We start from the raw sequence: 17591 nt of genomic DNA, 5'->3' as shown, positions 1-17591 counted from the left end.
CAGGGCTCAAAGCCCGGCCCGTGCCGGGATGAAGGCGCCGTCAGCGCTCGAGAAAGTTCTTCAGCAGCGCATGCCCATGCTCGGTCAGGATCGACTCGGGGTGGAACTGCACGCCTTCGACCGGGTGGCTGCGATGGCGCAGCCCCATGATCTCCTCGCGGCTGCCGTCGTCGTTCTCCGTCCATGCCGTAACTTCGAGGCACGCCGGCAACGACGACTGCTCCACGACGAGCGAGTGATAACGCGTCGCTTCATAGCCATCCGGCAAACCGGCGAACACACCGCGACCGTCATGGCGGATCGCCGAGGTCTTGCCATGCATGATCCGCTGCGCACGGATCACCTTGCCGCCGTAGGCCTGGCCGATGCCCTGATGACCGAGACACACGCCGAGGATCGGCGTCGTCGCGCCGAGGCGCTCGATGAGTTCCAGCGACACGCCGGCTTCGTTGGGCGTGCATGGGCCTGGCGAGATCACGATGCGCTCGGGCGCGAGACTGGCGATGGCATCGACCGACAACGCGTCGTTGCGCTCCACCCGCACCTCGGCGCCCAGCGCCTGCAGATACTGCACGAGGTTCCAGGTGAAGCTGTCGTAGTTGTCGATCATCAACAGCATGGAGCGGCTTCCGGGCAGGCGGGGAGCGGGAGCATCACGGCGTCGTGCCCGGCAGCGGCGACGGCGCGGGCGTCGGCGCGGCGCCCACGCGTGCATCAAGGGCTGCGGCGTATGCCGGATGGTCATCCAGCCGCAGCAGCCTGATGGGCTTGCCCTTCGGGGCGAGGTGGCCGCCATACCCGTCGGCGGCCTCGACGCCGGTGACGCCGAAGCGCGCCATGTCGGCTGCGGAGATCGTCCACTCGCAGTCGCAACCGATGTCCTGCCCGAACACGGTGATCCGCTGGTCGATGTCGAGCGCACGATACAGGGCGTCCTGCCTGCGCGTGATGCCCTCGAAATAGCTGCGCATCTGCGCGGCGAGCTGGGCTTTCTCCTCGCCAGTGAACGCACGGCCGAGCTGCGCTTCGGCCTCAGCGAGATCCATGCGGTCGGGGTCGCCCACGCCGGCCTGCAGGGTCGACCCGTGCCAGACCACCGCGGTGTCCGCTGGCAGGAGCTTGCGACGCCCTGCCGGGAAGACATAGTTCGCGCAGGACGATGCGCAGTAGTCGACCACCTTGATGTTCAGGCCACGCGCGCGCACGAGCTCGCCGAGGTCGATCCCCAGGTTCACCTCGCCGCCACCCGAGGTGATATGCAGCCACTGGACGCCGGGTTCAGCGTCGAGGATCGCTTGGACCTCGCTGTTCGCGGCCGCGGACAGTTCTCCCACGTACACGATCGCATCGGCATCGCGGGTCACCCGCGTGGCGTCGTCGGCCGATGCGGCGGTGGTGCCACAAAACGCGAGCGCTGCGAGCAGCACCCTGGAGGAGATGCCAGTTGTCATCGGTGGTTACCCTTCGTGGAATTCACAGGCCCTTGGCCGCCTGCGCCACCGCGCGGAACAGCGCGCGGCCCTTGTTCATGGTCTCGGCCCATTCCATCTCGGGATCCGAGTCATGGACGATGCCGGCGCCGGCCTGCACGTAGAGGCGGCCGTCCTGGATCACCGCGGTGCGGATCGCGATCGCGGTGTCGGCGTCGCCGTGCCAGCCGATGTAACCGACCGCTCCCGAGTACACGTTGCGCTTGACCGGCTCGAGGCTGCGGATGATCTCCAGCGCGCGCACTTTCGGCGCGCCGCTGACGGTGCCGGCCGGGAACGTCGCGCGCAGTACGTCGGTATAGCTCAGGCCATCCTTCAGTCGCCCCGTGACCTCGCTGACGATGTGCATGACATGGCTGTAGCGCTCGATGACGAAGCGCTCGCCCACTTCCACCGTGCCGGCGCTCGACACATGGCCGACATCGTTGCGACCCAGGTCGATCAGCATCAGATGCTCGGCGCGCTCCTTGGGATCGGCCAGCAGCTCGGCTTCCAGCGCGAGATCCTGCGCCGCCGTCTCGCCGCGCGGACGCGTGCCGGCGATCGGGCGCACGGTGACTTCGCCGTCCTTGAGGCGCACGAGGATTTCCGGCGACGAGCCGACGACCTGGGTGCCGCCGACGTCGAGGAAGTACATGTAGGGCGACGGATTCAACGCGCGCAGCGCGCGATACACGTCCACCGGCCGCGCCTGGAACGGCACCGACATGCGCTGCGACAGCACGACCTGGAAGGCGTCGCCGGCGGCGATGTATTCCTTGGTCTTGGCGACGGCGTCGATGAACCCTTCGCGGGTGAATCCTGACAGGAAATCGGATTCGCCGAGCGCAGCGGGCTGCAGCGTTTCCGGATACCCGGCGCCGGCCTGGCGCAGGCGGTGCGTCAGGGCATCGAGCCGGCGGTTCGCACGTACCCAGGCCTGCGGTTCGCCGGTATCGGCGTGGACCACGAGATACAGGCGGCCCTTGAGGTTGTCGAACACCGCGACCTCGGTGCTCAGCATCAGCAGGATGTCGGGCGTGCCGAGTTCATCGCGCACGTCTGCGCGTACGCCGTTGCGCAGACGCGGTTCGATGTATTCGATGCACTCGAAGCCGAACCAGCCGACCAGGCCGCCGGTGAAGCCCGGCAGGCCTTCGATCTGCGGCACCGAATGCCCCGTGCGCAGGCGTTCCACCTCGGCGAAGGGATCGTCGACCTCGCGCGTCTCGATGACCTCGCCGTGTTCGCGCACCGTCAGCGTGTGGCCGTGGAAGGCGTACACGCGCTCGGCGGGCAGGCCGATGATCGAATAGCGCCCGAAACGTTCGCCGCCCTCGACCGATTCGAAGAGATAGGTATGCGGGCCGTCGGCGAGCTTGAGATAGACCGAGAGCGGCGTATCGAGGTCGCTCAGGACCTCGCGGACCACGGGAACGTGGGTGTGGCCGTCAGCGGCGTAGTGCTGGAACTCGGTCTGCGTGATCACGCGGCATTTCCTGGACAGTCGGAACAACGGGGGCGACGGAGGCAGTACGCCACCATCGCCAGCCGGCGTCGAGGAACAGGAAATGCGGGTGAGCGGGCGTGCGCATGGGGGCTACTGTAGCGGCTCGGACGCGGATGCGCGACGGGCCGCCTCGAGCGTCTGACCGGAGCCGTGCAGCAGTGCGCACCCTTCCGGCAGGTGCATGCGCAGGCGCCCCGGCACGCAGGCGATCACGAAATGCCGCGCCTCGCATGGCTCGCCGTCGAGGTTGAGCACCATCGGCGCCGCCGCTTCGATCACGACCGTCCGCAGCTGCGTGCGCACGGCCACCTGGTCGAGCGCCGCCACCTTGCCTTCGGTCAATGCCGTACGCAGCGTGGCGAGCAGTTCGCCTTCCAGCTCGGGGACCACGGTGACGTCGATCAGGCCGTCGTCGACATGTGCATCCGGGCACAGCGCCTGGCCGCCGCCGGCCTGACGGCCGTTGCCGATGCCCAGTGCGATGAAGCCACCCTCCCAGGCGAAGCCGGCTCCGTGGAGACGCGCGTGGATGGGCTCGATCTGGCCGATCCGCGACAGACCGGTGATGAAATAGGCCAGGCCTCCGAGCACCTTCTTGAGCCCGGCGTTCGTCTCCACGGTGATCTTCGTGCCGAAGCCGCCCGAGCCCAGATTGACGCACCAGTGCACGACGCCGTCAGCTTCGACCCGAAGCACGTCGATCGCCGCCGCAGGCGAGTCCCTGACCAGGGCCAGCGCAGGGAGGGGTTCCAGGGGTATGCCGGCCGAGGTGGCGAAATCGTTGGCGGTACCGAGGGGCAGGACGGCAAGCGAAGGCAGCTGCGCAGCGCTCGCGCTCTGCGCGGCGAGCACCGCGGCCACCGCATTGAGCGTGCCGTCGCCGCCGGCGGCCACAACGGTGTCCACGCCATCGGCCAGGGCCTCGGCGACGTAGCGCTCCGCGTCACCGGGCTCCCAGGTCACCCGGACGTCGATGCGCACGCCGCGCTCGCGCATCGACGTGACCGCTTCGCGCACGGCCTCGTTGCCCGCGGATTTGCCGTTGAGGATCAGGCGCCAGTGCGGTGGGGACATACGGTCGGGCGCGCGGGGGGAGGTGGCGCGGAGCGTAGCGGAACCTGCTGCGGCCACCGTTAACGCGCCATCACGCCGGTGTCTCGGGAGGATCACCCGCAGCCCGGATGCAGGCCATCGCAGGGACGAACGGCGGCGGGGGACTGGACCTTCGTGATCCCGCAGGGCCGGATCGCGGGTGCGGCCGTGTCAGGTGCGGCCCGAGGTCGCCCGGGGTCGCAGTCTCCGGCTGACCGCGGGGACTTCAACGCGCGCGGCGTGACCGCCAGCGTTCCGCCTACGCGCGCGTGGTGACGGCGCGCGTGATCTCGCTGCGCATCGCGTCGACCACGGCGTGGTAATCGGGCTTGCCGAAGATCGCGGATCCGGCGACGAAGGTGTCGGCGCCCGCGGCGGCGATCGCGCCGATGTTCTCCGGCTTCACGCCGCCATCGATCTCCAGGCGGATCGGCTTGCCGATGGCGTCGATGCGCGCGCGCACCTGGCGCAGCTTGTCGAGGGTCGATGGAATGAACGCCTGTCCACCGAAGCCCGGGTTGACCGACATCAGCAGCACCATGTCGAGGTCCTCGAGCACGTAGTCGAGCACTTCGAGCGGCGTGGCCGGGTTGAGCACGAGTCCGGCCAGGCAGCCCTCGGCCTTGATCAGCTGGATCGTGCGATGCACGTGCCGGCTGGCTTCTGGATGGAAGCTGATCAACGAAGCGCCAGCCTGCGCGAAGTCCGGCACGATCCGGTCGACCGGCTCGACCATCAGGTGCACATCGATCGGCGCGGTCACGCCATGCTTGCGCAGGGCTTCGCAGACCAGCGGGCCGATCGTCAGGTTGGGGACGTAATGGTTGTCCATCACGTCGAAATGCACCCAGTCGGCCCCGGCCGCGAGCACGTTGTCGACCTCCTCGCCGAGGCGGGCGAAATTCGCGGACAGGATGGAGGGTGCGATGACGGCGGATTGCATGGGCGGATCCCGGCGGTGAAAGGAACGCGGCCTTGCCGGCCGCATCCCGTCATTCTAAGGCCGCGGCTGCGGCAGGCCCGCGGTGGCGGGGTCTTTGCAGGGGTGTCGGGCTGGGCGGCCGCGTTCATCCTGCAGCCGTTCCGGCGCATCGTCCGTCACTCGATGGTTCAGTGCGCTGCAGTCCACGGGATGGCCGCAAGCGGCGGGCACATTGACCACCGGTCCGCCGCGGCGGTCCTCGATGGCTCAGCTGGCGAGCCTGTTCCGCCAGCGTGGCCGAGTGATCGGCGCGCGGGCACGCGCCGCGTAGCGGCTCGCGTATGGCAGGGCACGGCCCGTGCAGTCGGTGCGCGATCGCGCAGCTCGTGCCCGCCATGGAGCACCGGAAGGGCATACGGCGGTCGTCGACCGCGCACTGTGCGGGCGCGCACTGTGCGGGCGCGCACTGGCGCCCCTCTCAACGGCGCCGCTTGCGTCCGTCGCGGCCGCGGCGCAGGCGGTCGTAGGCCGCGTTGAGTTCCGCGGCGCGCGCCTCCGCCCGGGCGCGCAGTTCGGGCGCGGCGCGGGCGACGCGGTCGGGATGGTATTGCGAAATCAGCTTGCGATAGGCCTGGTCGATCTCGGCCTGGCTCGCCTCGGGCGGCACCCCGAGCGCCTGGTGATCCTTGTGGCGCCGCGGCGCCAGCCAGCCCGCATCGAACGCATGTCCGATCAACAGGCCGATCATGCCGCCCGCCGGGTGGCGCATCAGCAGCCATCCGGCGATGAAGCCCAGCAGTTTTCCGTACCAGCGACGCATGTCGGCAGTGTAGCCGGGCGCCGGGAAGCACGCGTCCGGACCAGCGCGCCGACCCCGCTGCAACGGGCCACGGTTCGCACTACACTTGCCGGCCGCTTGCGATCCACCCGGATGTCAACCGTGTCGACGACCCTGCTCGAAGCGAACCTTCCCGGCCTCCACCTGCGTCACCGCGGCAAGGTCCGCGACGTGTTCGAGCTCGGCGACGAACGCCTGCTCATCGTCGCCACCGACCGCCTCAGCGCCTTCGACGTCGTGCTGCCCGACCCGATCCCCGGCAAGGGTGAAATGCTCTGCCAGATCAGCAACTTCTGGTTCGATCGCACCGCGGCCCTGATGCCCAACCACCTGACCGGCATCGATGTCGCCAGCGTGCTGCCCGACGGCGTCGACCCGGCGCTGTATGCCAAGCGCTCGGTGGTCACGATGAAACTCAAGCCGGTCCCGGTGGAGGCGATCGCGCGCGGTTACCTGATCGGCAGCGGCTGGAAGGACTACCAGCGCACCGGTCGGGTCAGCGGCATCCCCCTGCCCGGCGACCTGCGCCAGGCACAGCAGTTGCCGCAGCCGATCTTCACCCCGTCGACCAAGGCGGCGGTGGGCGACCACGACGAGAACATCGATTTCGACACGATGGTCCACAGCATCGGCGCCGATCTGGCCGAGCAGGTCCGCGACGCCACCCTGCGCCTGTATGCCCATGCCGCTGCCCACGCGGCCGAGCGCGGCATCATCCTGGCCGACACCAAGTTCGAGTTCGGCACCGACGCCGACGGCCGCCTCTACGTCATGGACGAGATGCTGACCCCGGACTCCTCGCGCTACTGGCCCGCCGACGAATACCAGGTCGGCTCCAGCCCGCCGAGCTACGACAAGCAGATCGTCCGCGATTACCTGGAAACGCTGGACTGGGACAAGACCGCGCCGGGGCCGAGGCTGCCGGCCGAGGTCATCGAGCGCACGCGCGCGCGCTACGCGGACGCGCTGCAGAAGCTTGCCGGCATCTCGATCGACTGACGCCGGCCACGCGCCGCTGCCGCGTTATCCTCGGGCCGCAGTTGCATGGACCTCGGGAGGGGGCGGATGGACAGGGCACACGACGACACGCCGACCCGGCCGATCGACCGCTGGTTCGCCAGCTATTCGAACGATCACCGCAACGACACCAACCAGTGGATCCATGTCTTCGCCGTGCCGGCGATCCTGTGGAGCGTGATCGCGCTGCTGTGGTGCATTCCCGGCGGCACGATCTTCAAACCAGGCATCTGGGCGGCGCTGGCGATGTTCGCGGCGTGGCGGTTCTACCAGCGCGCCTCGAAGCGGCTGGGCTTCGGCATGTTCGCGGTGTTCGTGCTGATGGCGGCCCTGACCTGGGGCTTGCACCAGCAACTAGGCACGCGCGGCTTGCTGACGTCGGCGGTCGCGGTGTTCGTCGTCGCCTGGATCGCCCAGTTCGTCGGCCACAAGGTCGAAGGCCAGAAGCCGAGCTTCCTGACCGACCTGGTCTACCTGCTGATCGGCCCGGCCTGGGTGCTGGCCAAGCTTTATCGCAGGCTCGGCTGGCGCTACTGACCCGCCTTCACGGCCCGCCATGCCTTGGTGGCCGAGGACGGCATGCGATCCTTGCGTGCCCCGCTCCTCGGTACCGCCGTGTCGCCCCGCGATCTCATCCTCGTTCTCGTCGTCTGCGTTGCCTGGGCGCTGAATTTCCTGGTGTCGGCCAGCGCACTGCGCGAGATTCCGGCCTTCCTGTTTTCCGCGCTGCGCTTCGCGCTGCTGGCGGTGCCCCTGGTCTGGCTGCTCAGGCCCCCTGCGCCGGGCCAATGGCCGCGGCTGATCGCGGTGTGCCTGTGCATCGGCGTGCTGCACTTCGGCCTGAGCTTCCTCGCCCTGCGCCTGTCGACCGACCTGTCCTCGCCGGCGATCGTGATGCAGAGCTACATCCCGATGACCGCGCTGCTGGCCTGGGCGGTGCTGGGCGAGCGGTTCGCCTGGCGCACCGGGTTGGCGATCGGCATCAGCTTCTGCGGCGTGCTGGTTCTCGGCTTCGATCCGGTGGTGCTGGCCAATCCCGCGGCCGTGCTGACGATGCTGGCCTCGGCGCTGATGCTGGCGATCGGCACGGTGCTGATGAAGGGCCTGCGCGACGTGGACATGTGGAACATGCAGGGCTGGACCGCGGTGGTCAGCGTGCTGCCGCTGCTCGCGATCAGCCTGGTGTTCGAGCCCGACGGCTTTGCCCGGCTGGGCACTGCGGGATGGGCGGGCTGGGGTGGCGCGGTCTATGCGGCCTTCGTGTCCTCGCTGCTCGGCCACGGCCTCTATTACGTGCTGATGCAGCGCTATCCGGTGGCGATGGTCACGCCGTGGCTGCTGCTGGTGCCGGTGCTGGCGATCGGCCTGGGCATCGCGTTCTGGGGCGACCGGCCGGGGCCCCGTCTGTGGATTGGCGGGGCGATGGTGCTCGGCGGAGTGCTGGCGATCGCGCTGCGGGCCCTGCAGAAATCACGCAAGCTGGTGGAGGAGCCGCTGGCCGGTCCCTGACCGGCGCCGGCGATGCGGCGCGACCACCGGGCCTCCGGGAGGCGGCCGGCCGTCGCTGCGGCGGGCGGCAGATCAGTTGGCGAACATTCCGGCCTCGGGGCGAAACGGACGTGGCGCGTAGCCGAAGGCCGCGGCGGCCGGCGCGGCGTCGAAGACCAGGTCCTGGCGCATGCGTGCGACCGCACCGGGCGGCAACCCGGCAAGTTTGCCGGCGCGATGGGCCGTCCACAGGGCGGCGTCGAACAGGGGCCCCGGCAACATCCATAGCCGCGGGCGGGGATCCAGACAGGCCAGGGTGCGCGCGACCATCGTCCGGTAATCGAGCGTTTCCCCGCCGGGCAGCGCATAGGCCCGGCCATGCGCGGAGACAGCATCGACAGCGGCATGCGCGGCGCCGGCGAGATCCTCCACATGCACCGGCTGGCGCAGACCGCGCGCATCCGCGGGCAATACGAACAGACCGGTGCGCCGGGCGAGCGCCACGATCCGGCTGAGGTTGCGATCGCGGCCGCTGCCGTAGACCAGCGTCGGCCGCAACAGGGTCGCCGCCGCCCCGCGCGCAGTCGCAGCCGTGAATACGCGCGCCCCCGAGTCGCGCAGACGCTGTGCGAGCTCGCGCTCGTCGGGATCGGCCGCGTCCTGCTTGGTCGCGTCGCTGGTGGATCCGAACGCGATCACCCGCGGGCAGTCGATTGCCGCGTGCGCGTACCAGTGCGAGAACAGGTCCAGCGGGCCGCAGCTGAAGATCGCATCTGCCCGGGTCGGCAGCGTCGCGGGCAGGTCGGCGAACGTTCCCACATGCCAGCGCAGGCGGGGGCCATCGGGCGGGGGGACGCGCGCGAGCGCATCGACCGACCAGCCTGCAGCGCGCAATCGCGCCAGCAGTGAGGCGCCGATCGGTCCCGTGGCCCCGAACACCAGCGCATGACGGTCGGACGGGCGCGGAGAGGCGGGAATGGAATCCATGGGACATAGCATATCGGTCCGCGGAGACACGCCCGCCCACGCACTTCGGTTAAACTGCCCGGCCCTTGCGTGACCCGCCGGCCGCCTGGCCGACCCGCCTCCACAAGGAGCCCGATGCTCGAACTTCTCTTGGCCCTGCCCTTCGTGCTGGCGCTTGTCGTAGGCCTGTCGGCGAATGCGTCGCGCCGCACGTACGCGTGGCTTGCCGGCCTGGCACCGCTGCTGGGCCTGGCGGTCCTGGTGCTGCTGGCCGGCGACGTGTTCGACGGCACCATCCTCAAGACCCAGTACGCCTGGATCCCCGAGGCCGGGCTGGATTTCAGCCTGCGCATGGACGGGCTGGCCTGGACGTTCGCGCTGATGGTGCTGGGCATCGGCGGGTTGGTGGTGCTCTATGCCCACTACTACCTCTCGGCGCAGGACAGTCCGCGGAGGTTCTTCACCTACCTGCTGCTCTTCATGGGCGCAATGCTCGGCATGGTGATCGCCGGCAACCTGCTGCTGCTGGTGGTGTTCTGGGAACTCACCTCGATCAGTTCCTTCCTGCTGATCGGCTTCTGGTCGTACCGGCAGGACGCCCGCCAGGGCGCGCGCATGGCATTGACGATCACCGGCCTGGGCGGCCTGGCGCTGCTCGGCGGCGTGCTGCTGATCGGTCGTATCGTCGGCAGCTACGACCTCGATGCGGTGCTGGCCTCAGGCGACCTGATCCGCGCCAGCCATCTCTATCCCTGGGCGCTGGGCCTGGTGCTGCTGGGCGTCTTCACCAAGAGCGCGCAGTTCCCGTTCCACTTCTGGCTGCCGCATGCGATGGCCGCGCCGACCCCGGTCTCGGCCTATCTGCACTCGGCGACGATGGTGAAGGCCGGCGTGTTCCTGCTCGCGCGCCTGCATCCGGCGCTGGCCGGCACCGACCTCTTCTTCTACGTCGTGAGCGGCATCGGTGCGACGACGCTGCTGATCGGCGCGTGGTTCGCGATCTTCCAGCACGACATCAAAGGCCTGCTGGCGTATTCGACGATATCCCACCTTGGCCTGATCACCCTGCTGTTCGGGTTGTCGACCGAGATGGCGGTGGTCGCGGGTCTGTTCCACATCCTCAACCACGCGACGTTCAAGGCCTCGCTGTTCATGGCCGCCGGCATCATCGACCACGAATGCGACACCCGCGACATGCGCCGGCTGGGCAATCTCAGACGCTACATGCCCATGACGAGTGCGCTGGCGATCATTGCCTCGCTGGCGATGGCCGGTATTCCGCTGCTCAACGGCTTCCTGTCGAAGGAAATGTTCTTCGCCGAGGCGCTGGAGATCGGCAACCACGCCACGATGCGGATCGTCATCAGCATCGCCGCGCTGCTCGCGGGCATCTTCGGCATCGCCTACAGCCTGCGCTTCGTCCACGACACCTTCTTCGGCAACGGGCCACGCGCACTCGACGTGGTGCCGCACGAGCCGCCGCGCTGGATGCGCATTCCCGTCGGTGTGCTGGCGATCATGTGCGTGATCGTCGGCATCGTGCCGGCGCTGACCGTCGGCCCGATCCTGCACACGATGGCGCGCGGCACGCTCGGCGCGGCCACGCCGCAGTTCAGCCTGGCGGTCTGGCACGGCTTCAATCTGCCGCTGATGATGAGTTTCGCCAGTCTCGTGCTGGGCGTGGCGCTGTATTCGGGCCTGCGGCGACTGCTCGATTTCCACGGCGTGGTCACCCGCTCGTTCGGCCGCAACGCGTTCCACTTCAATGTCGAGGCCCTGTTCGCGCTGGCCCGCAGGTTCACCGCCCGGGTGGCCAACGGCAGCCTGCAGCGCAGCCTGTTCCTGATGATCCTGATCGCCCTGCTGCTGGCCGGCGTGCCGATGTTCGGCACCACGATGTCGCTGCTGGTCGGGCTAGGCACGCCGCAGCCGATGTCGATGATCGGCTGGACGCTGTGGGGACTGCTGGTCGCGGCGACGATCGGCACGGTGGTCGTGCACGGCAAGCGCCTGACCGCGCTGATCGTCATTGGCGCCGCGGGTCTCGCGGTAAGCCTGATCTTCGTCTATCTCTCGGCCCCGGATCTCGCCCTGACCCAGCTGCTGGTCGAGATGGTGACCATCGCGCTGATGATGATGGCGCTCAACTACCTGCCCAAACAGTCCAAGGTCATGCGGCGGCCGCTGCGCAAGCTGCGCGATATCGGCATTTCCGTCGTCACCGGTGGCGGCCTCGCGGTGCTGGCCTACGCGATGATGATGTCACCCGCCGACACGATCTCCAGCGAACTGCTGGTGCGCTCGCTGCCCGAGGCTTATGGCCGCAACGTGGTCAACGTGATCCTGGTCGACTTCCGCGGTTTCGATACCTTCGGCGAGATCACGGTGTTCGGCATCGCCGCGCTGGTGGTGCATGCGCTGCTGGCGCGCGCGCGGCTCAAGCCCGATGAAGTAATGCCCGGCCCGCCGGTGCACCTGCCGATTGCCGCCGATCTCACCCAGCTGCTGTTCCCGCTGGCACTGACGGTTTCGATCTATCTGTTCCTGCGCGGCCACAACGCGCCGGGCGGCGGCTTCATCGCCGGCCTGGTGTTCGCGGTGCCGGTGCTGGTGAAGTACGTGCTGCAGGGCGCACGCGCAGTCGAGGCCACGTTCGGCTTCGATTATCTGCGCGGCATCGCGGTCGGCCTGCTGCTGGCGGTCGTGGGCGGCGTGGGTTCGTGGTGGTTCGGCCTGCCCTTCATGACCAGCGGCCACCTCGATCTCGAACTGCCGGTCGTCGGCCTGCTCCCGCTCGCCAGCGCGCTGGTATTCGATACCGGCGTCTACGTCGTGGTGTTCGCCGGCACCCTGCTGATGCTCTCGACGATGGGCACGGTGAAGCATCGCCAGGCTGAGGAGGCGGCAGCCTGATGGAATTCGCAATCGCCACCGCCATCGGTGTACTCGCCGCAGCCGGCATCTATCTGCTGCTTCGCGCGCGCACCTTCGACGTGATCCTGGGCCTGACGCTGCTCTCCTACTCGACCAACCTGCTGATCTTCGCCTCCGGCCGTCCCGTCGTCGGCAAGCCGCCGGTGCTGCGTGATGGCGTCGCGCAGACGCTCGCGCAGTATTCCGATCCGCTGCCGCAGGCACTGGTGCTTACCGCCATCGTCATCGCCTTCGCGATGACCGCGGTGACCGTCGTCATCGCGATGCGCGAGCACGCGGACCTGCGCACCGACCACGTCGACGGCGAAGAGCCCAACGAAGTACGGCGCGGAGGAGGCGCGCGATGAACCACCTGCCCGTCCTGCCCATCCTGGTGCCGCTGGTCACCGGCGCATTGCTGCTGTTGCTCGAGCGCCGCCATCGCACGTCGGTGTTGCGCCTGTGGGCGTGGATCGGCATGGCCGGCCTGCTCGCGGTCAGCGTCACGCTGCTGCTCCAGGTGCAGCGCGAGGACATGCTGGTCTACCTGGTCGGCGACTGGCCGGCGCGTCTGGGCATCACGCTGATGGTCGATCGCCTGTCGGCACTGATGGTGCTCACCACGACTCTGCTGGCGATTCCGTGCCTGCTCTACGCCTGCGCGGGCTGGGACAAGCGCGCCCTGCACTTCCATGCGCTGTTCCAGATGCAGTTGGCCGGGCTCAACGGTGCCTTCCTGACCGGCGACATCTTCAACCTGTTCGTGTTCTTCGAGGTGATGCTGATCGCCTCCTACGGCCTGCTGCTGAGCGGCGCGCGCGGCGCACGGATCAAGGCCGGCATGCATTACGTGGTGTTCAACATCGCAGCCTCGGTGGTGTTCCTGATGGCGCTGGGCCTGCTCTACGGCATGCTCGGCACGCTCAACATGACCGAAATGGCCGCACGCATCGCGGTCGCTCCGCCCGAGCGGGCGGTGCTGATCCAGGCCGGCGCCGGGCTGTTGCTGCTGGTGTTCTGCGCCAAGGCGGCGCTGCTGCCGCTGTACCTGTGGCTGCCCGAGGCCTATGCGCGTGCGCCGGCCGCGGTCGCGGCACTGTTCACCGTGATGACCAAGGTGGGCCTGTACGCGATCCTGCGCGTCTACACGCTGATGTTCGGCGAGACCGCCGGCCCGCTCGCCGGCATGGCCTGGGACTGGCTGCTGCCGGCCGGCGCCGCCACCGTGGTGCTCGCGGCGCTCGGCGTGATCGGCGCGCCGCGGCTGCGCATCAGCGTGGCCTATCTGGTGCTGCTGTCGGCCGGCACGCTGTTCGTCGCGTTCTCCATCGGCAACGCCGGAGCGATCTCGGCCGGCCTCTACTACCTGCCGCACAGCGTGTTCGTCAGTGCCGCCCTGTTCCTGCTGGCCGACATCATCCAGCGCCATCGAGGCAGCGGCGGCGACTATCTCGTGCCGATCGCCTCGATGCCGAGCAAGACGCTGCCCGCGGCGCTGTTCCTCGTGGCCGCGGTCTCGATCGCCGGCCTGCCGCCGCTGTCGGGCTTCGTCGGCAAGCTGCAGTTGCTCAACTCGGTGCCCGAATCGCAGACCGCCTGGGTCTGGGCGGTGATCCTCGGCAGCAGCCTGATGACGATCATCGGCCTGTCGCGCAGCGGCACGCGGCTGTTCTGGCGTGTCGATCCCACCCCCCCAGGCGGCCCGGATGCGCCGCCCCTGCGCCGCAGCGAAATCGCCGCGACCGTGCTGCTGCTGGGCTATGGCGTGGTGATGACGATCTTCGCCGCACCGGTGCTTCGCTACACAGACGCCGCGGCCGCGCAGCTGCTCGACGTCGAAACCTACATCCAGGTCCTGCGCGACACCGCACCGCAGATCCGGGAGCCGTCGCGATGAAGCGCCGCATGCTGCCCTCGATTCCGCAGAGCCTGACGGTCTTCGCGTTCTGGCTGCTGATGGCCCAGGACGTCAGCCCCGGCAACATCGTCATGGCCCTGCTGCTGGCCTGGCTGATGCCGCTGCTGGCGGCGCGGCTGGAACGCGAGTTCGCGCGACTCGGCCAGCTGCGCGGGGGCTTCCGGCTGATCGGCCGACTGCTGGTCGACATCGTCATCGCCAATCTCACCGTCGCCAAACAGGTGCTGGGGCCGGAGTCGAAGCTGCATTCGCAGTTCGTCTGGATTCCACTGGACCTGACCAATATCCACGGTATTTCCGCACTGGCCAGCGTGATCACGCTGACGCCGGGCACGGTCTCGGCGGAGTTGTCGGAAGACCGCCGCTGGCTGCTGGTGCACTGCCTCAGCGTCGACGATCCGCAGGCGCTGATCGACGAGGTCAAGACGCGCTACGAGGCACCGCTGAGGGAGATCTTTCCATGATGATCAACGTCGCCATCATCGTCGGCATGCACGTCGTCGGCGTGGCCATGCTGCTGTCGCTGTGGCGGCTGCTGCGCGGACCGACCGCCCCCGACCGCATCCTAGCCCTGGACACGCTCAACATCAGCGCGATCGCGCAGCTGATCATGTTCGGCATGCTGCTCGACACCGAGATCTACTTCGAGGCTGCGCTGATCATCGCGATGCTCGGCTTCGTCGGCACGGTGGTGCTGAGCAAGTACGTCATCCGCCGGGACATCGTCGAATGAACGACGTCGTCGAATTCGTGGTGATCTTCCTGCTGGCCGTGGGGTGTTTCTTCACCCTGCTCGGCGGCGTGGCGATGGTGAAGCTGTCGGACTTCTTCCGCCGCGTGCACGGCCCGGCGAAGGCGAGCACGCTCGGCGTCGGCTGCATCCTGTTCGCGTCGATCATCTACCACTGGGTCAACGGCAGCGGCGTGCATCCGCGCGAGATCCTGATCATCGTGTTCCTGTTCCTGACCGCGCCGATCAGCGCGCATCTGATGTCGCGCGCCGCCCTGTCGCTGATGGATGACCGGCCGCCGCATCCCGACCGCACGCCCGATCCGGACGGCGCGACCGTCGATCACGACAATCCGGCGCCACCGGAGCGCTGATCCCGCGCCGCCGAGCGCCGATCTGGCGTGGAGCCACGTCTCCGCCGGGGACATGCACCGGCGCGGCGACAGCGCTCCTCAGCTGCAACCTTCCACGTAGTCGACCTGCGGTGGCAGACCGATCCGCCATGCGGTGACCCCGCCCTCGCCATCGGTCTCGAACACCAGCGCGGATTCGCCGCCGCCGGGATCGGTGACCCGCAACGTCTGCGCGCCGTCGACGTACTTGTGCGGGGCCGCTTCGATCCGTCCTGCATACAGGCGTTCGATGCCATCGCGCGTCATGCCGACCTTGCCGCCGCCCGGCGCGGTATAGCCCGGGTTGCGCACATCGGTCCGGACGAACCGGTCGCCCTCGATCATGAAGGCGATGTCGTAGCCGCGCCCTCCGAGCGGCTGCGGCGCCAGGTAGTAGCAGCCTCCCGGCTCGGCCGGCGTCGCATCGCCGAGGTCGTTGCCCCAGGCCATGCGGACCTGCTCGGCATCGCTGCCGAACATCGCCGGGCCGAAGCCCCCGAAGGTCACGGTACCGTCGACCACCTGCGGCACATTGGTGCCGGGGGCATTGGCAGGCGGCACCCGCGCGTCGGGCGTTTGCGGCGTCGCGGCCCCGGCGGCCGCCGGGGTTGCCGGTGACCCGGTTGCCTGCGCGTCGTCCGGTGATGCGTCGCGCTGACAGGCGGCAAGAAGCGCGAAGGACAACATGGCGATGGCGGGCAACGCGGTGAGACGGCGCATGCGGCAGCTCCTCAGGGTGGGACCGGGAGACTAGCGCGGCAGCGTGAGCGGGCTGTCCGGTGCCAGGTGCCGACGTCGTGGCCGTTTTCGTCCCGGCTTCCCATGCGGCAGGCCCGCTGCGGGGCGCGCCGCCCGTGCGCGCCATGCATCGGCCGCGCACGTGTTCGGAGGCGGAGTTCCCGCCGGCCGTTGCGCGTGCGGCGCGACGGCTCAGCCGCGCGGCGGCACGAAGTTGCGCTGCAGCCCCGCCCAGCAGCTCTGGTAATCGCCCTGGCGGTGTTGGGCTTCCAGAGCCTGGCGCGTCGGGCGGATCACCGCGCGGGTCTCGAACATGAAAGCCATCGTGCCGCTGATCACGTCGGGCTTCGACAGATCGGCGGCGCTGGCCTTCTCGAACGTCGCCGCGTCCGGGCCATGCCCGCTCATGCAGTTGTGCAGCGAGCAGGCGCCGGGCGAGAAGCCGTCGGCCTTGGCGTCGTACTGGCCATGCACCAGTCCCATGAACTCGCTGGCGACATTGCGGTGGAACCACGGCGGACGGAACGTGTCCTGCGCCACCAGCCAGCGTGGCGGGAAGATCGCGAAATCCATGTTCGCCGTGCCGGGCGTATCGCTGGGCGAGGTCAGCACGGTGAAGATGCTCGGGTCGGGATGGTCGAAGCTGATCGAGCCGATCGCGTTGAACCGCCGCAGGTCGTACTTGTACGGCGCGTAGTTGCCGTGCCAGCCGACGACATCGAGCGGCGAGTGGTCGATCGGCGCCTGCCACAGGTGGCCCTGGAACTTGGCGATCAGGTGGAAGTCGCCTTCGAGATCCTCGTAGGCGGCCAGCGGCGCGAGGAAATCCCGCGGGTTGGCCAGGCCGTTGGCGCCGATCGGGCCCAGATCGGGCAACCGCAGCGCATGACCCTGGTTCTCGCAGACGTAACCGCGGCTCGGGCCATCGGGCAGCTCGACGCGAAAGCGCACGCCGCGCGGGATCACCGCGATCTCCTGCGGCTCGACCTCGAGCACACCGAACTCGGTCGCCAGCACCAGCCGGCCCTGCTGGGGGACAATCAGCAGTTCGCCGTCGGCGCTGTAGAAATAGCGGCCCTGCATCGACGCGTTGGCGGCATAGACATGGATGCCCACGCCCTCGTGCGCGCCCGGGCCACCGGTGCCGGCCATCGAGAACAGGCCGTCGATGAAATCGACAGGAGTATCGGGAATCGGCAGCGGGCTCCATCGCATCTGGTCCGGTGGCACCGGGCCGCGGTCGAATCCGTCATGGAAGCGCGGCTGCTGGTACGGCGAGAACGTGCCGTGCATCGCCGCGGGGCGGATGCGATAGAGCCAGCTGCGGCGGTTCTCGCCGCGCGGCGCAGTGAACGCCGTGCCCGACAGCTGCTCGGCGTAGAGCCCATGCGCCACGCGCTGCGGCGAATTGCGGCCGATCGGCAGGGTGCCGGGTTCCGCCTCGGTCGCGAACTCGTTGCCGAACCCCGACATGTAGCCGCGCGCGACGCGCAGCTCGGCTGCATCCCGGTCCAGCGCCGTCACCGTGTCGTCCGTCGTTGCGTTCATGGCTTCACCCGAAAGAGTTGTGTCCGCGGACCCGAGCCGGATCCGGTTTT

The 17591-nt window shown here is 68.8% G+C and carries 18 protein-coding genes; 9 read left to right on the top strand and 9 right to left on the bottom strand.

Going from position 1 to position 17591, the window contains the following annotated elements:
* Window positions 1-40 precede the first annotated feature (40 nt).
* The 6 genes from EGK76_RS00645 to EGK76_RS00620 form a co-directional block, all read right to left on the bottom strand.
* On the bottom strand, window positions 41-619 hold the full coding sequence (locus EGK76_RS00645; RefSeq protein ID WP_123831152.1) for an aminodeoxychorismate/anthranilate synthase component II: 579 nt from the start codon (window positions 617-619) through the stop codon (window positions 41-43).
* A 34-nt stretch (window positions 620-653) separates the two neighbouring features.
* Window positions 654-1451 carry a hypothetical protein gene (locus EGK76_RS00640; RefSeq protein ID WP_123831150.1) on the bottom strand — a complete coding sequence of 266 codons (798 nt, stop codon included), beginning with the start codon at window positions 1449-1451 and terminating at the stop codon, window positions 654-656.
* 22 nt (window positions 1452-1473) lie between these two features.
* A complete protein-coding gene (gene trpE / locus EGK76_RS00635) occupies window positions 1474-2958 on the bottom strand; it encodes an anthranilate synthase component I (protein ID WP_123831148.1) in 1485 nt (494 codons plus the stop codon).
* Window positions 2959-3069: 111 nt separating this feature from the next.
* The gene (gene yegS, locus EGK76_RS00630; protein WP_123831146.1) at window positions 3070-4053 is read right to left on the bottom strand and encodes a lipid kinase YegS; all 984 of its coding nucleotides are present in this window, start codon (window positions 4051-4053) and stop codon (window positions 3070-3072) included.
* Window positions 4054-4330: 277 nt separating this feature from the next.
* Complete coding sequence (gene rpe, locus EGK76_RS00625; RefSeq protein WP_123831144.1) at window positions 4331-5014, bottom strand: ribulose-phosphate 3-epimerase; 684 nt, start codon at window positions 5012-5014, stop codon at window positions 4331-4333.
* Between the two features lie 457 nt (window positions 5015-5471).
* On the bottom strand, window positions 5472-5813 hold the full coding sequence (locus tag EGK76_RS00620; RefSeq protein ID WP_123831142.1) for a DnaJ domain-containing protein: 342 nt from the start codon (window positions 5811-5813) through the stop codon (window positions 5472-5474).
* 120 nt (window positions 5814-5933) lie between these two features.
* Between EGK76_RS00620 and EGK76_RS00615 the strand changes: the two genes are divergently transcribed.
* The 3 genes from EGK76_RS00615 to EGK76_RS00605 all read left to right on the top strand — a co-directional run bounded on the left by EGK76_RS00615 (window position 5934) and on the right by EGK76_RS00605 (window position 8357).
* Window positions 5934-6830 (top strand): phosphoribosylaminoimidazolesuccinocarboxamide synthase, encoded by an 897-nt coding sequence (locus EGK76_RS00615; protein ID WP_123831140.1) that lies wholly within the window; start codon window positions 5934-5936, stop codon window positions 6828-6830.
* A gap of 66 nt (window positions 6831-6896) precedes the next feature.
* Entirely contained in the window at window positions 6897-7385 is a 489-nt protein-coding gene (locus tag EGK76_RS00610) for an Mpo1-like protein (protein WP_123831139.1), read from the top strand.
* Window positions 7386-7463: 78 nt separating this feature from the next.
* Entirely contained in the window at window positions 7464-8357 is an 894-nt protein-coding gene (locus EGK76_RS00605) for a DMT family transporter (protein WP_233580119.1), read from the top strand.
* A 72-nt stretch (window positions 8358-8429) separates the two neighbouring features.
* Here the strand turns inward: EGK76_RS00605 and EGK76_RS00600 are convergent, their stop codons facing one another.
* The gene (locus tag EGK76_RS00600) at window positions 8430-9323 is read right to left on the bottom strand and encodes a nucleoside-diphosphate sugar epimerase (protein ID WP_123831136.1); all 894 of its coding nucleotides are present in this window, start codon (window positions 9321-9323) and stop codon (window positions 8430-8432) included.
* A 114-nt stretch (window positions 9324-9437) separates the two neighbouring features.
* Between EGK76_RS00600 and EGK76_RS00595 the strand changes: the two genes are divergently transcribed.
* Genes EGK76_RS00595 through mnhG form a run of 6 tightly spaced genes read left to right on the top strand, consistent with a single transcriptional unit; the run spans window position 9438 to window position 15237 of the window.
* Window positions 9438-12215, top strand: a complete 2778-nt coding sequence (locus tag EGK76_RS00595) for a monovalent cation/H+ antiporter subunit A (protein WP_123831134.1) — start codon at window positions 9438-9440, stop codon at window positions 12213-12215.
* The gene (locus tag EGK76_RS00590) at window positions 12215-12583 is read left to right on the top strand and encodes a Na+/H+ antiporter subunit C (protein WP_096300082.1); all 369 of its coding nucleotides are present in this window, start codon (window positions 12215-12217) and stop codon (window positions 12581-12583) included. The genes EGK76_RS00595 and EGK76_RS00590 overlap by 1 nt, the downstream gene beginning before the upstream one ends.
* Window positions 12580-14112, top strand: coding sequence for a monovalent cation/H+ antiporter subunit D (locus EGK76_RS00585; protein ID WP_123831132.1), 1533 nt, complete (start codon window positions 12580-12582; stop codon window positions 14110-14112). Before EGK76_RS00590 ends, EGK76_RS00585 begins: the two co-directional genes overlap by 4 nt.
* Window positions 14109-14597 (top strand): Na+/H+ antiporter subunit E, encoded by a 489-nt coding sequence (locus EGK76_RS00580; RefSeq protein ID WP_123831130.1) that lies wholly within the window; start codon window positions 14109-14111, stop codon window positions 14595-14597. The genes EGK76_RS00585 and EGK76_RS00580 overlap by 4 nt, the downstream gene beginning before the upstream one ends.
* Window positions 14594-14866: a K+/H+ antiporter subunit F gene (locus EGK76_RS00575; protein ID WP_199730822.1), complete on the top strand. Its 273-nt coding sequence runs from the start codon at window positions 14594-14596 to the stop codon at window positions 14864-14866. Before EGK76_RS00580 ends, EGK76_RS00575 begins: the two co-directional genes overlap by 4 nt.
* Window positions 14863-15237, top strand: a complete 375-nt coding sequence (mnhG, locus tag EGK76_RS00570) for a monovalent cation/H(+) antiporter subunit G (protein ID WP_123831129.1) — start codon at window positions 14863-14865, stop codon at window positions 15235-15237. Before EGK76_RS00575 ends, mnhG begins: the two co-directional genes overlap by 4 nt.
* 78 nt (window positions 15238-15315) lie before the next feature.
* On the opposite strand, the gene EGK76_RS00565 is transcribed toward mnhG, so the two are convergent.
* Window positions 15316-15975 carry a hypothetical protein gene (locus EGK76_RS00565; RefSeq protein WP_233580118.1) on the bottom strand — a complete coding sequence of 220 codons (660 nt, stop codon included), beginning with the start codon at window positions 15973-15975 and terminating at the stop codon, window positions 15316-15318.
* Window positions 15976-16185: 210 nt separating this feature from the next.
* Complete coding sequence (hmgA, locus tag EGK76_RS00560) at window positions 16186-17466, bottom strand: homogentisate 1,2-dioxygenase (RefSeq protein ID WP_123832015.1); 1281 nt, start codon at window positions 17464-17466, stop codon at window positions 16186-16188.
* Between the last annotated feature and the right edge of the window lie 125 nt (window positions 17467-17591).

It is taken from the genome of Luteimonas sp. 100069 (assembly GCF_003813845.1).
Taxonomy (GTDB): Bacteria; Pseudomonadota; Gammaproteobacteria; order Xanthomonadales; family Xanthomonadaceae; genus Luteimonas; species Luteimonas chenhongjianii.
This window is presented reverse-complemented; position numbering and strand designations above follow the sequence as displayed.

Excerpts from the sequence above, each read along its gene's own strand:
- rpe (WP_123831144.1), bottom strand. The coding sequence starts at position 5,014 with ATGCAATCCGCCGTCATCGCACCCTCCATCCTGTCCGCGAATTTCGCC.
- EGK76_RS00595 (WP_123831134.1), top strand. The coding sequence starts at position 9,438 with ATGCTCGAACTTCTCTTGGCCCTGCCCTTCGTGCTGGCGCTTGTCGTA.
- EGK76_RS00620 (WP_123831142.1), bottom strand. The coding sequence starts at position 5,813 with ATGCGTCGCTGGTACGGAAAACTGCTGGGCTTCATCGCCGGATGGCTG.
- EGK76_RS00640 (WP_123831150.1), bottom strand. The coding sequence starts at position 1,451 with ATGACAACTGGCATCTCCTCCAGGGTGCTGCTCGCAGCGCTCGCGTTT.
- EGK76_RS00585 (WP_123831132.1), top strand. The coding sequence starts at position 12,580 with ATGAACCACCTGCCCGTCCTGCCCATCCTGGTGCCGCTGGTCACCGGC.
- EGK76_RS00610 (WP_123831139.1), top strand. The coding sequence starts at position 6,897 with ATGGACAGGGCACACGACGACACGCCGACCCGGCCGATCGACCGCTGG.
- hmgA (WP_123832015.1), bottom strand. The coding sequence starts at position 17,466 with ATGTCGGGGTTCGGCAACGAGTTCGCGACCGAGGCGGAACCCGGCACC.
- EGK76_RS00575 (WP_199730822.1), top strand. The coding sequence starts at position 14,594 with ATGATGATCAACGTCGCCATCATCGTCGGCATGCACGTCGTCGGCGTG.
- EGK76_RS00580 (WP_123831130.1), top strand. The coding sequence starts at position 14,109 with ATGAAGCGCCGCATGCTGCCCTCGATTCCGCAGAGCCTGACGGTCTTC.
- EGK76_RS00645 (WP_123831152.1), bottom strand. The coding sequence starts at position 619 with ATGCTGTTGATGATCGACAACTACGACAGCTTCACCTGGAACCTCGTG.
- EGK76_RS00565 (WP_233580118.1), bottom strand. The coding sequence starts at position 15,975 with ATGCGCCGTCTCACCGCGTTGCCCGCCATCGCCATGTTGTCCTTCGCG.
- yegS (WP_123831146.1), bottom strand. The coding sequence starts at position 4,053 with ATGTCCCCACCGCACTGGCGCCTGATCCTCAACGGCAAATCCGCGGGC.
- EGK76_RS00590 (WP_096300082.1), top strand. The coding sequence starts at position 12,215 with ATGGAATTCGCAATCGCCACCGCCATCGGTGTACTCGCCGCAGCCGGC.
- mnhG (WP_123831129.1), top strand. The coding sequence starts at position 14,863 with ATGAACGACGTCGTCGAATTCGTGGTGATCTTCCTGCTGGCCGTGGGG.
- EGK76_RS00600 (WP_123831136.1), bottom strand. The coding sequence starts at position 9,323 with ATGGATTCCATTCCCGCCTCTCCGCGCCCGTCCGACCGTCATGCGCTG.